We start from the raw sequence: 13,231 nt of genomic DNA on the forward strand, positions 1-13,231 counted from the left end.
ACTATCAACAACAGAATACTGAAGACTTATTGATATATTTGCCGACTATGACGAGAAGAGAACGACAAGAATTAATAGATAAAGGACATCTGTTACCTTTAATGGAAGAGTTTTATACTATTCAAGGTGAAGGATATCATAAAGGTACTGCTGCATATTTTGTAAGAATTGGTGGTTGCGATGTAGGTTGCCACTGGTGCGATGTAAAGGAAAGTTGGCTAGCAGAGTTGCATCCACCTACTGAAACAGAAAAAATTGTAGCCAATGCTGTAAAGTATAGTAATACAATTGTTGTTACAGGAGGTGAACCACTAACTTGGGATATGGGACCACTAACTGAGCAGTTAAAAGCCAAAGGTGTGCAAACACATATTGAAACTTCTGGAGCATATAAATTAACGGGTCAATGGGATTGGATTTGTTTATCTCCTAAAAAAGTAAAATTACCTACCGAAGAAATTTACGATAAGGCACACGAGTTAAAATGTATAATCTACAATAAAGACGATTTTAAATTTGCAGAACAACAAGCAACCAAAGTAAATAGGGATTGTATTCTGTACTTGCAACCAGAGTGGAGTAAGCGCGAAAAAATGATGCCACAGATTGTAGATTATGTAATGGCTAACCCAAAATGGAAGGTGTCTTTACAAACACACAAATACCTAAACATACCGTAAATACTAGTAAGAATTAAGCTTTCTTATTTTTTTTGTATTTTTACAGAACCCTTAATTAATAATAAATACGCAATGATTCGAAATTTCTGGAACGAGGAATGGAAAATCGTAGTTTTTGATGATTTTGTTCATCCAAATGAACAATTTAAAGTTTCTAATTATGGCCGTCTAATTCGAATTAGAAATGGTGAAGAGAAACTTTTTAATCCTTATAATATGCATGGCTACCTCTATTTTAGAGTAAAAAAAAAGCAAAAAGGAAAATTCAAAACCTACTATGTCCATAAGCTCGTGGCGCAACATTTCTTAGTGCAAAATGATGGTATTTACGTTATACATTTAGATTATGATAAGTTAAATAATCATATCGATAATCTTAAATGGGCTACAAAACGAGAAAAAGAAATACATCAGTTTAGCAATCCTAATTACAAAAAGCCCAAAAAATTAACATCAGCGAAGCTTACTGAAATTGATGTTATGAGAATAAAAAAAATGCTAAATAACCCAAACAGAAAAACACGGTTAAAGATTATTGCTAAACAGTTTGGTGTAAGTACAATGCAATTACAAAGGATTAAAACAGGAGAAAATTGGGCACATGTTCCTGCCTTAAAATAGGTACTATTTTATTTATTTTTAAATAAAAAATCGATTGAAACCAAAGCATTTCAATCGATTTGTATTTTTAATTCTTAAATACTTATTTAGTAAAGGGTACCACAACTCTAACAGTGTCCCAACCCATGTGCATGTGTACACCATTATCAGATGCCTCAAAAGCTACAGAAAAAGCCTCTAGAGATTCATCATCTTTACTAGTAGGTACGGTAATTCTGGCTACATCATTTTCTTCATTATAAAAATAACTGCCCCAAACATTTAAATCTGTACTAAGAATAACGGTCCATTCTTTTTCTCCAGGAATCGCATATACAGTATAGGTGCCTTCTTTCACATCAGCTCCATTCAGTTTCATATCGGAATATACATGGAGTTCAGCTGCTTCATTGGCTCCAAGTCTCCATACTTTTCCAGGCTTAGCTAAATCATATACCTCTCTGTCCTTTAACTGAGGTCTGCTGTAAACTATTTTTATTAGTTTGTCAGATACTTTGTAATCACTTGGGTAAGATGCCGCATCCATAGGGCTTTTATCTAATCCTGAAAATTTTTGAGCTTCAGCATTAAAAGATAGAAGTAAAGCAAATGCAAATGCAATAGTTGAAATTAATCGTGTTGTTTTCATGTTTTTGGTTTTTAGTTGTTCTAAAATTAGGCTTTAATACATCAAAAGGTCGAAAAAAAATCCCAAAGTTTACAGATTAAAAGTTAAATAGGTGAATTGAGCTGTTTTAACTTTTAATAATTTGCAAAATCACTTATAAATGTTTTGTATTGAAACTATTTTAGTTATTTATGTTTAATAATTAAAACTTTAATTTCATATTTGTTTTAAAATTAATAATTAAAGAAAGAGTTATGTGCGGAATAGTATGTGCGTTTGATATAAAACAAAAATCAGAAGATTTAAGACCTCAAGTGTTAGAAATGGCCAAATCAATTAGGCATCGTGGACCCGATTGGAGTGGTATTTACAGTAATGAAAAAGCTATTTTAGCACACGAGCGTTTGGCCATTGTAGATCCTGCTTCAGGAAAACAGCCACTATTTAGTGAAGATAAAAAGTTGATTTTAGCAGCAAATGGTGAAATCTATAACCATAAAGCCTTACGGGCTCAATTTCCAGATTATAAGTTTCAAACTAAAAGCGACTGTGAAGTTATTCTTGCCCTCTATAAGGAGAAAGGTGTTGACTTTGTAGATAAAATGAACGGCATTTTCGGTTTTGCTATTTACGATGTTGATAAAGATGAGTACTTCATTGCAAGAGATCATATGGGAATTATCCCTTTATATATGGGCTGGGATAAGCACGGAACATTCTATGTGGCTTCAGAATTAAAAGCTCTAGAAGGTGTATGTACAAAAATTGAATTATTCCCTCCTGGGCATTATATGTCTAGTACAAATGGCGAGTTGGTAAAGTGGTATAAGCGCGATTGGGAAGATTATGATGCTGTTAAAGACAATGAAACTAGTATTGAAGAAGTTAAGCAAGCACTCGAGGATGCGGTGCACAGACAGTTAATGAGCGATGTGCCTTATGGTGTTTTATTATCAGGTGGTTTAGATTCTTCGGTAACATCTGCTATAGCAAAAAAATATTCGCAACGACGTATAGAAGCTGATGATAAAGAGCAAGCTTGGTGGCCACAATTACATAGCTTTTCTGTTGGATTGGAAGGATCACCAGATTTGGCTGCAGCACAAAAAGTTGCAGATCATATTGGAACTATTCATCATGAAATAAAATTTACCATACAAGAGGGATTGGATGCTATAAAAGATGTTATCTATAACATTGAGACATATGACATAACAACGATTCGTTCCTCTACACCAATGTATTTAATGGCGCGTGTTATTAAATCTATGGGAATAAAAATGGTACTATCTGGCGAAGGAGCAGATGAGATTTTTGGTGGCTATCTTTACTTTCATAAAGCGCCAAGTGCACAAGAATTTCACGAAGAGACGGTTCGTAAGTTAGATAAATTGCATATGTACGATTGTTTGCGCGCTAATAAAAGTTTAATGGCTTGGGGAATTGAAGGCCGTGTACCGTTTTTAGATAAAGAGTTTATGGATGTTGCCATGCGTATCAACCCAAAAGACAAAATGATTAATGGCGAGCGTATGGAGAAATGGGTAATTCGTAAAGCCTTTGAGGATTATTTACTTAAAAGTGTAGCGTGGAGACAAAAAGAACAATTTAGTGATGGTGTGGGTTACAGCTGGATTGATACTTTAAAAGAAATTGTAGAAAAAGAAGTCACGGACGAGCAATTGACAAATGCTAAATTTAGATTTCCAATAAACACACCATTAAATAAAGAGGAATATTATTATCGCTCTATTTTTGAGTCGCATTTTCCGAGTGATGCAGCAGCATTAAGTGTACCGCAAGAAGCAAGTGTAGCTTGTAGTACTGCCACAGCACTAGAATGGGACGAAGCGTTTAAGAATATGAATGAGCCTTCTGGTAGAGCTATTGCCAATGTGCACGATGATGCATATTAGTATATTAAGTTTAAGTTTTTTCAAAGGATTATTTCCTTCGATAATAACACTGGCTTCAATACATTGTTTGACGAAATTAAAGTTTTTCAAACTAAAGGATACTGTTTAAAATAAAAACGATGTCAATTTTGAGGATTTATTGATGAAAAAATGACCTAAATTTCACTTCCATTTATGTTATGGTTCATCCAAAACTTCACTTCTAAGCCACTTTTTTAAATTTCAACTTTTAGCTAGGTTCAAAAATCAGTAAAATCGAATTTAAGGTGCTTTTTAAGCGTTTTAAGACGTTTTTGTGTTTTTAACAATTGTTGATAATTATTGCTTATAGTCGATAAAAAGCTATGTTTAGGCTTTAATTTTTTGTATCTTTGAAAGTACTCATAAGAGACGCACTAAGCGTCTTTTTTGTTGTAAAATTAAAACTAAATCTTATCTAAATAAAAAATGAGCGAAGAAAACAAAAAACAGTATGGCGCAGATAGCATTCAGGCCTTAGAAGGCATGGAACACGTGCGTATGCGTCCATCAATGTATATTGGTGATGTCGGAGTAAGAGGATTACACCATTTAGTTTACGAAGTTGTAGACAACTCAATTGATGAAGCTCTTGCCGGTCATTGTAACAATATCACAGTAACCATTAATGAGGATAACTCAATAACTACAGAAGATGACGGTCGTGGTATTCCTGTCGATTTGCATAAAAAAGAAGGCGTATCTGCCTTAGAGGTCGTTATGACTAAAATTGGTGCAGGTGGTAAGTTTGATAAAGATTCCTATAAAGTTTCTGGTGGATTGCACGGTGTTGGTGTAAGCTGTGTTAACGCCCTTTCTGAGCATTTAAAAGCCACGGTTTACAGGAGTGGAAAAATCTGGGAACAAGAGTACGAAAGAGGGAAGACCCTTTACCCTGTAAAAGCGGTTGGCGAGTCCGATAAAACAGGAACCATAGTTACGTTTAAACCAGACCCTCAAATTTTTCAGCAAACATTAGAATACAATTACGACACCTTAGCAAGCCGTATGCGTGAGCTAGCATACCTAAACAAAGGAATTACAATTCATCTCGTAGACAAACGAAGTAAAAAAGATGATGGTTCTTTTGAAGGCGAAACCTTTCATTCAGAAAATGGACTTCCAGAGTTTGTAAAATTCTTAGACGGCAATAGAGAGCCCTTAATGAATGACGTCATCTCTTTTGAAGGAGAAAAAAATGGCGTTCCGGTTGAGGTAGCCATGGTTTATAATACCTCATATGCAGAAAACCTTCATTCTTATGTAAACAATATCAATACGCATGAAGGTGGTACACACTTATCTGGTTTCCGTCGAGGATTAACGCATACCCTTAAGAAATATGCAGACAATTCTGGTATGTTAGATAAGTTAAAATTTGATATATCTGGTGATGATTTCCGTGAAGGATTAACAGCTATAGTTTCTGTAAAAGTAGCAGAGCCTCAGTTTGAAGGTCAGACCAAGACCAAACTTGGTAACCGTGAAGTTTCGGCATCTGTTTCCCAAGCGGTTTCCGAAATGTTAACCGACTATTTAGAGGAGCATCCAGATGATGCTAAAACTATTGTGCAAAAAGTAATCTTAGCAGCGCAAGCACGTCATGCAGCACAGAAAGCTCGTGAAATGGTGCAGCGAAAAACCGTAATGAGCATAGGTGGATTGCCAGGAAAACTGTCTGACTGTTCTGAGCAAGATCCAGAAAAATGTGAGCTATATCTCGTAGAGGGAGATTCTGCTGGCGGTACGGCCAAAGCTGGTCGTGATAGAAATTTTCAAGCCATACTGCCTTTGAGAGGTAAGATATTAAATGTAGAAAAAGCAATGCAGCACAAGGTTTTTGAAAACGAAGAGATAAAAAATATCTTCACTGCACTCGGTGTAACGATTGGTACCGAAGAAGACCCAAGAGCTCTTAACCTTTCAAAATTACGATACCATAAAATAGTAATTATGTGTGATGCCGATATTGATGGTAGCCACATCGCCACATTAATCTTAACATTCTTCTTTAGATATATGCGAGAGCTGGTAGAAAATGGACATGTATACATTGCAACACCACCACTGTATCTTGTAAAGAAAGGAGCCAAAAAACAGTACGCTTGGTCAGATAAAGAGCGCGATGCTATTGTTGCAGATTTTGGTGAAAACTCTAAAATTCAACGTTACAAGGGACTTGGGGAAATGAATGCAGAACAACTTTGGGATACTACAATGGATCCAGAATTTAGAACTATGCGACAAGTGCAAATAGACAACGGTACTGAAGCAGATCGCATCTTCTCAATGTTAATGGGAGATGAGGTACCACCGCGTAGAGAATTTATTGAAAAAAATGCTATTTATGCTAACATTGATGCATAACTAAAATTTAGAACCCTAGGATTATAAGCAATTACATGAAACGTGTAATTGCTTTTTTTTACCATAAAATTCCGATAAAAAGCATTTAATAGCGATAAAATACACCGTTTAGGATTCTTTTAATACCTTTATTACAAATTATAAACTTAACCACAATGAGATATTCTTTTCTAACACTCGTGTTTTTTTCTTCGTTTTTAGCATTAAAATCACAAAATGATATAGATGTTCTCCTTTCTGCAGGAATAGAGGATGCAAAACGTTTTGCAAATGACTATTTGGCACCAGGAACAAATGGTGTTATGCATAGTATGAATACCAATTGGTTTAATTCTGCTAAAGTAAAACCATTAGGAGGTTTTGAGATTTCGCTTTTGGCTAATGCAGCTTTAGTTGGTGATGATGATAAAAGTTTTAGTATGAACACAGCTAATTATAATAACGTTCAGTTTGTGACAGGGCCAAGTACTCAGAATGTAGCTACGGTTCTGGGAGAAAACAATCCTTCAATTTTTGTCCAAGTAGAATATGACGATCCTATTTTTGGTTCTCAAACAACTGAGTTTGAGCTCCCTCAAGGAATAGGTGAAGATAGCTATAATTTAATTCCTTCTGCGACCTTACAAGCCGCAGTTGGTTTAGGAAGTGGTATAGAAGTTAAAGCACGTTACTTGCCAAAAATAGATACAGATGAAGTAACCTTTAATATGTATGGTGCTGCACTACAGTTAGAATTTACAGAATGGTTACCAGCAGATAAGTTGTGGCCAGTGGCTTTATCAGGTATTTTGGCCTATAGTCACTTAGATAGCTCCTACGACTTAACAGAGTCATCTGGTATTGAAGGAGAAAATCAAAGGTTAGAAAATAACACAGACACATGGTTATTTTAGTTAGTTGTTTCAACTAAGTTACCTGTTTTTAATCTATATGGTGGATTAGGCTATTTAACCGGTAAAGCTGAGTCTGATTTATTAGGCGATTATAGAGTAACCGATGGTATATTAACTTCAGAAACAATAACAGATCCCTTCTCGGTTTCTAGTGATGTCTCTGCAATGAGAGGTACTCTAGGTTTTAAATTGAAGCTAGGATTTTTTAGATTAAATGGTGAATATCATATTTCAGAGTTTGATGCCTTCTCCGTAGGAATTAATTTTGGTTTTAGATAAAAACGAATTAAATATTCTAAAGCAGTCTCAAAAGGCTGCTTTTTTATTTAGATAGATGACATAAATCATGGAATTTAGCTAGTAAAGTCTTAAATTTGTGGTACATAATTAATGATTAAAAAAACAAAAATAAAATGAAAGTAACCGTAGTTGGCGCTGGTGCAGTAGGCGCAAGTTGTGCAGAGTATATCGCTATTAAAAATTTTGCTTCAGAGGTGGTATTATTAGACATTAAAGAAGGCTATGCAGAAGGTAAGGCAATGGACTTAATGCAAACCGCTTCTTTAAATGGTTTTGATACTAAAATTACAGGAAGTACAAACGATTATTCAAAAACTGCAAATAGCGATATTTGTGTTATTACCTCTGGTATTCCTCGTAAGCCTGGCATGACGCGCGAAGAACTTATAGGTATTAATGCAGGTATAGTAAAAACAGTTTCTGCCAGCTTGGTTGAGCATTCACCAAATACAATTCTAATTGTTGTGAGTAATCCAATGGATACAATGACGTATTTAGCTCACAAAACTACAGGTTTACCAAAGCATAGAATTATAGGTATGGGTGGTGCATTAGACTCTGCTCGTTTTAAATATAGGTTAGCTGAGGCCTTAGAAGCGCCAATTAGCGACGTAGACGGAATGGTAATTGGTGGACATAGCGATAAAGGTATGGTGCCATTAACATCTCATGCCACCAGAAACAGCATTAAGGTTTCTGAGTTTTTATCAGAAGAGCGTTTAGACCAAGTTAAAGAAGCTACTAAAGTAGGCGGAGCAACTTTAACAAAGTTATTAGGAACATCTGCATGGTATGCACCAGGCGCTGCAGTAAGCGGATTGGTACAAGCAATAGCTTGCGATCAAAAGAAAATGTTTCCTTGCTCAACATTATTAGATGGTGAGTATGGTTTAAGAGATCTGTGTATTGGTGTACCAGTTATTTTAGGAAAGAATGGGATTGAAAAAATAGTAGATGTTCCACTTAGTGACGCAGAAAAGCAGCATCTAGCAGAAAGTGCTGATGGTGTAAAAAAGACAAATGCCCTATTAGAGCTATAAGGTTTTTATAAATCTTTAAAATAAAATAAACCTTACCAACGTATTTGTTGGTAAGGTTTTTCTATATTACACAAAATAAACTTTATAAAGATGAAAAAAATATTAATGTTGGCCTTACTATACAGCTTCGCCTTTATAGTTAACGCACAAGAAAAAGTTACAGAAGGTGTTATCACGTTAAAGCAAACCTATAAGTCCAATGACGAAGCAACACAAGCTCAGTTTGCAATGATGGGCGACATTGTAACAACCACTTTTTTTAAAGAAAAAAAGTCTAGAATAGAAATGTCTAATCCCATGTCTGGCGATGTGGTAATTATTACAGATTCTAAAAGTATGGAAAGCCTAACTCTGTTAGATAATCCAATGATGGGTCAGAAATATCAAAAGCAAACTATAGATCTGCCTAAAGATAAATCTGATGATATAAACATTGAAGAAGGAAGCGAGACCAAAACGATACTAGGTTATAAGTGTAAACAAAAATTAATGACTATATCTGAAGGAGGTAATGACATAAAAATGGTGATGTATACTACAGACAAAATTGCGCCTGTTTTAAGTCAACAAAATGCACAATATAGCAATAAGCTTGGCGGCTTTCCAATGTACACTGAGATGAGTATGACTCAAGGCGAAGTAGTATTTACAATTATCTCTGAGGTTACAGAAGTAAAAAGCGAAAGCGTAGATGATTCAAAATTTAGTTTAACGCCACCAGAAGGTTATACCAAGATGGAAGGCATGTAAATTAAGTTTAACATAATCTTAAAACAAAGGCTGCAGAAATGCGGTCTTTATTTTTTGTTATATTTGCCGCATGCGCACCATGTGTCATTTTGGTATTATAATTATTCTGTTCACTTTTTTAGGGAGGTTTATAGATGCATCTGCTACTCCAAATCAAGAGATAACCGTTCAGTTTACTAATACCAACGTTTCTGAGATTGAAATACAGAATGCTGTTAGCGAAATACAGAAAAAACTCCAAAAATTAGGTGCCGAAAATTTTTACGTTGGTCATGATAAGAATGGAAACCTTAAAATTACCTATTACAGTGGTAGAGATGTTAAAAGTATTGAACAAGTACTAAACAATAGTAGCGATTTAAGTGTTTTATTAACAACTGACAATAGCAGCAATCATCAAAATTCAGATAAAAGATCACTTCAAGACTATAGACTCAATGTTTCTAAAATTCAGAAGAAAAATCAAAAAAATGATTGGGGTTTCGATGGAGTTCAGATTGTTGAGCATAATCAAAAAACCGACAGGTTTAATAGCTTAAAAAAAAGTGTTTCTGGTCTATTAAAACATTCGGCTACATTACATCAATTAGTAAAAACTGTATGTAAGATAAATTCTGGTGTTTTCTTATTAGATAATAAAAACACCTATGAAATACCAGAAGCAAGGGCTGGCCCATTATCTTAAGGAATTTATAATAAATTCTATGACACTTCATTTAACTTTTGAATCAATCAAAAGGCACAAAAAAATAATTTATAACATAAAAAAAATTAATTGTCTGATTATGTGGTAAATTCTATATTTGCCCGTTAAAAAATTAGATATAAAACAAAACAAAATGCAAAACAAAGGAATAATTAAACTGTTTGCGCTACTATTTGGTTTGGTAAGTATTTACCAATTGTCTTTTACCTTTAAAGCCAATCAAATTGAAGACGAAGCAAAGCAAGCTGCTATAGCTAAGTATAACGAAACTCAAGAAGGTTATAACGACCTTAGAACACAAGCTGAGATTAATTACTTAGATTCTCTAAAAACTTCTAAAGTACAAGTTGGTGATACCTATGAGCCCATCGAGGTGTATAATCTACTGGGTGTTTCTCAGTACACTTATAATGAAGTTGAAAACAATGCCATGAAATTAGGTTTAGACCTTAAAGGTGGTATTAACGCTATTATTCAGATCTCTGTAAAAGATATCCTAAAAGGATTGGCAAACAATAGCAAAGATCCAGTATTTAACAAGGCATTAGCTGATGCCGAAGAGCTGCAAAAAGATGCACAAGAGTCTTATTTAGAATCTTTTTTTAGAGCATTTGACGCTATTAAAGGTGATACTAAATTAGCATCACCAGATATTTTTGCAAATAGAGATTTAAGCGATGACATTAAGTTTGATATGTCAGACGATGAAGTTAAAACCATCTTAGAAAAGAAAATAGATGAGTCTATAGTATCTGCCTTCGAGGTATTGCGCAATCGTATTGATGGTTTTGGTGTATCATCACCAAACATTCAACGTTTAGGAAACTCTGGTCGTATATTAATAGAATTACCTGGTGCAAGAGATAAAAAGCGTGTAGTAGACATTATTACTAAAACCGCCCAATTACAGTTTTGGGATACGTACAAGGCAGAAGAAATGCTTCCATATGTATTTCAAGTTAACCAAGCCATGGTAGAAGCTGCCAAGGAAAAAGAAAGTGAAGACGATGTAGCTGATGCTGATACTTCTGAGGAAGATCAAGATTCAACAAAAAGCACCATTGACGAATTAACAGGTCAAATCGAAACAGATTCAACAAGTGTTGCAGACGCCAATCCTCTGGGTATTCAAGGCCCAGGTGGTGGACCAGTTATTGCCAACTTTTTAGCGAAAGATAAGGAAAAAGTGTTGGAGGCTCTAAATGATCCAAAAAATAGAGCTTTATTACCTGCAGAAATGCGTTACGCAAAATTTGTTTGGGGTATACAGTCTAAAGATTCTGAATTTTCTGAACTATATGCTATTAAAAGTAACAGGGATGGTATACCACAACTAAGTGGTGCAGTTATTACAGATGCTAGGCAAGATTACGATCAGTTAAGCAGACCAGCCGTAAGCATGCAGATGAATGCAAAAGGATCAAAAACTTGGGAAGAAATGACCAAAGTTGCTTACGAGACACAAGGATATATTGCTATTGTATTAGATGATATTGTTTACTCTGCGCCGAGTGTAACTTCAGGGCCAATTGCAGGAGGAAGATCTCAAATATCGGGTGCATTTACGCTGAATGAGGCTGTGGATTTGGCAAACGTGTTAAGAGCAGGTAAATTACCAGCTTCTGCAGAGATTATTCAGGCAGATGAGGTTGGACCGTCTTTAGGGCAAGAAGCCATTGATAGCGGAATGATGTCCTTCCTAATAGCATTGGCCTTTGTAGTGTTATGGATGGTGTTTTACTATGGTAAAGCAGGTATTTTTGCTGATATAGCTTTATTGTTTAATATCTTATTAATTTTTGGTGTTTTAGCAAGTTTAGGTGCAGTACTTACCTTGCCAGGTATTGCAGGTATTGTATTAACTATTGGTATCTCGGTTGACGCGAACGTACTTATATTTGAACGTATTAGAGAAGAATTAGCAAAAGGAAAATCACAAAAGGAGTCTATTAAAGACGGCTTCTCAAATGCGTTATCTTCAATTTTAGATGCCAATATTACTACAGGTTTAACGGCATTAATTTTATTTGTATTTGGTACAGGACCAATCAAAGGTTTTGCAACAACGTTAATCATAGGTATCTTAACATCATTGTTTACTGCAATTTTCATCACACGATTACTTATAGATTGGTGGGTGAATAGAGGTGGTACTTTAGATTTCTCAACAGCAATGACTAAAGGTTTATTTAAGAATGTAAACATAGATTTCTTAAAGAAACGTAAGATTGCTTATGTTATTTCTGGTGTGTTAATTCTAGCTAGTTTAGGGTCTTTATTCACAACTGGATTAGATCAAGGTATCGATTTTGTTGGAGGGCGAACCTATCAAGTTCGTTTTGAGCAGGCAGTAAGCACAGAGGAAATTACAAGTGTGCTTAACGATCCTAATGTTTTTGGAAGTGCTGAAGTAAAAACTATCGGTGCCGCAAATCAGTTGAAGATTTCAACTAAGTATAAAGTAGAAGACAACTCGGTTGAGGCTGATGAAGAAGTACAGACTAAATTGTTTGAAGCACTTAAGCCTTACCTACCAGATGGTATGACCTATTCGGAGTTCCAAGATGGCTCAGGTGAAGCTAAAATTGGTAAAATGTTATCGAGTAAAGTGAGTCCTACCATTGCAGACGATATTAAGAAGTCATCATTCTGGGCGGTTTTAGGTTCTTTAGTAGTCGTATTTCTTTATATTTTATTTAGATTTAAGAGATGGCAGTTCTCATTAGGTGCTGTGGCGGCAGTGTTCCATGATGTTCTAATTGTATTAGGGATTTTCTCTTTAACATGGAAGTTTATGCCATTTAGTATGGAAATTGACCAAGCATTTATTGCGGCAATCTTAACGGTTATTGGGTATTCATTAAACGATACCGTGGTCGTTTTCGATAGAATTAGAGAGTTCTTAAATGAACATACCTCTTGGGAATTTGGAAAAACAATTAACGCTTCTCTTAACAGTACATTGAGCAGAACATTAAATACCTCAGTAACAACATTAGTGGTGTTATTGGCTATGTTTATTTTTGGTGCAGAATCTTTAAGAGGTTTGTTATTCGCATTAATCGTTGGTGTGGTCGTTGGTACCTATTCTTCAATGTTTATTGCAACCCCTTTAATGTACGATACAGCCAAGAAAGGTGACGCTGCTGAGTCATTAAAGAAGAAGGTAAAAGAAGAAGACGAAGACGAAGCATAAAACTTCGATTTCATAATTAAAGTAAAACGCCTTTCTTTTAAAGAAAGGCGTTTTTTAGTTTTTAGACGCAGCCATTCACCTATCTATACATCTAATAACGAAGGTTAAAAAAATAAATCTTATCTTATAACTCAATA

Annotated in this window: 9 protein-coding genes and 1 pseudogene; 9 read left to right on the forward strand and 1 reads right to left on the reverse strand. The window is 35.0% G+C overall.

Annotated features, from left to right (window positions below; all coding sequences use genetic code 11):
* The first annotated feature begins 47 nt into the window (after positions 1-47).
* Entirely contained in the window at positions 48-680 is a 633-nt protein-coding gene (locus BWZ20_RS12475; RefSeq protein WP_076620420.1) for a 7-carboxy-7-deazaguanine synthase QueE, read from the forward strand.
* Positions 681-752: 72 nt separating this feature from the next.
* Positions 753-1,301: an HNH endonuclease gene (locus tag BWZ20_RS12480; RefSeq protein WP_076620422.1), complete on the forward strand. Its 549-nt coding sequence runs from the start codon at positions 753-755 to the stop codon at positions 1,299-1,301.
* An 82-nt stretch (positions 1,302-1,383) separates the two neighbouring features.
* Here the strand turns inward: BWZ20_RS12480 and BWZ20_RS12485 are convergent, their stop codons facing one another.
* On the reverse strand, positions 1,384-1,929 hold the full coding sequence (locus BWZ20_RS12485) for a DUF2911 domain-containing protein (RefSeq protein WP_076620424.1): 546 nt from the start codon (positions 1,927-1,929) through the stop codon (positions 1,384-1,386).
* 233 nt (positions 1,930-2,162) lie between these two features.
* Here BWZ20_RS12485 and asnB point away from each other — a divergent pair, with 233 nt between their 5' ends.
* From asnB to secDF, 7 genes and pseudogenes are all read left to right on the forward strand, one after another.
* On the forward strand, positions 2,163-3,824 hold the full coding sequence (gene asnB, locus BWZ20_RS12490; RefSeq protein WP_076620425.1) for an asparagine synthase B: 1,662 nt from the start codon (positions 2,163-2,165) through the stop codon (positions 3,822-3,824).
* Between the two features lie 447 nt (positions 3,825-4,271).
* Entirely contained in the window at positions 4,272-6,209 is a 1,938-nt protein-coding gene (gene gyrB / locus BWZ20_RS12495) for a DNA topoisomerase (ATP-hydrolyzing) subunit B (RefSeq protein ID WP_076620426.1), read from the forward strand.
* Between the two features lie 155 nt (positions 6,210-6,364).
* Positions 6,365-7,381, forward strand: a pseudogene (locus BWZ20_RS12500) (DUF6588 family protein).
* A 134-nt stretch (positions 7,382-7,515) separates the two neighbouring features.
* The gene (gene mdh, locus BWZ20_RS12505) at positions 7,516-8,442 is read left to right on the forward strand and encodes a malate dehydrogenase (protein WP_076620427.1); all 927 of its coding nucleotides are present in this window, start codon (positions 7,516-7,518) and stop codon (positions 8,440-8,442) included.
* Between the two features lie 90 nt (positions 8,443-8,532).
* Positions 8,533-9,192 carry a hypothetical protein gene (locus BWZ20_RS12510; RefSeq protein ID WP_076620428.1) on the forward strand — a complete coding sequence of 220 codons (660 nt, stop codon included), beginning with the start codon at positions 8,533-8,535 and terminating at the stop codon, positions 9,190-9,192.
* Between the two features lie 70 nt (positions 9,193-9,262).
* The gene (locus tag BWZ20_RS12515; protein WP_157358411.1) at positions 9,263-9,877 is read left to right on the forward strand and encodes a hypothetical protein; all 615 of its coding nucleotides are present in this window, start codon (positions 9,263-9,265) and stop codon (positions 9,875-9,877) included.
* A gap of 154 nt (positions 9,878-10,031) precedes the next feature.
* Positions 10,032-13,094 (forward strand): protein translocase subunit SecDF, encoded by a 3,063-nt coding sequence (secDF, locus tag BWZ20_RS12520; RefSeq protein ID WP_076620430.1) that lies wholly within the window; start codon positions 10,032-10,034, stop codon positions 13,092-13,094.
* The last annotated feature ends 137 nt before the right edge of the window (positions 13,095-13,231 follow it).

It is taken from the genome of Winogradskyella sp. J14-2 (genome assembly GCF_001971725.1).
In the GTDB taxonomy this organism is placed as follows: domain Bacteria; phylum Bacteroidota; class Bacteroidia; order Flavobacteriales; family Flavobacteriaceae; genus Winogradskyella.

Bases quoted from the DNA above. Each gene is read 5' to 3' on its own strand.
- BWZ20_RS12475 (WP_076620420.1), top strand. From the start codon at position 48: ATGACGAGAAGAGAACGACAAGAATTAATAGATAAAGGACATCTGTTA.
- BWZ20_RS12480 (WP_076620422.1), top strand. From the start codon at position 753: ATGATTCGAAATTTCTGGAACGAGGAATGGAAAATCGTAGTTTTTGAT.
- BWZ20_RS12485 (WP_076620424.1), bottom strand. From the start codon at position 1,929: ATGAAAACAACACGATTAATTTCAACTATTGCATTTGCATTTGCTTTA.
- asnB (WP_076620425.1), top strand. From the start codon at position 2,163: ATGTGCGGAATAGTATGTGCGTTTGATATAAAACAAAAATCAGAAGAT.
- gyrB (WP_076620426.1), top strand. From the start codon at position 4,272: ATGAGCGAAGAAAACAAAAAACAGTATGGCGCAGATAGCATTCAGGCC.
- mdh (WP_076620427.1), top strand. From the start codon at position 7,516: ATGAAAGTAACCGTAGTTGGCGCTGGTGCAGTAGGCGCAAGTTGTGCA.
- BWZ20_RS12510 (WP_076620428.1), top strand. From the start codon at position 8,533: ATGAAAAAAATATTAATGTTGGCCTTACTATACAGCTTCGCCTTTATA.
- BWZ20_RS12515 (WP_157358411.1), top strand. From the start codon at position 9,263: ATGCGCACCATGTGTCATTTTGGTATTATAATTATTCTGTTCACTTTT.
- secDF (WP_076620430.1), top strand. From the start codon at position 10,032: ATGCAAAACAAAGGAATAATTAAACTGTTTGCGCTACTATTTGGTTTG.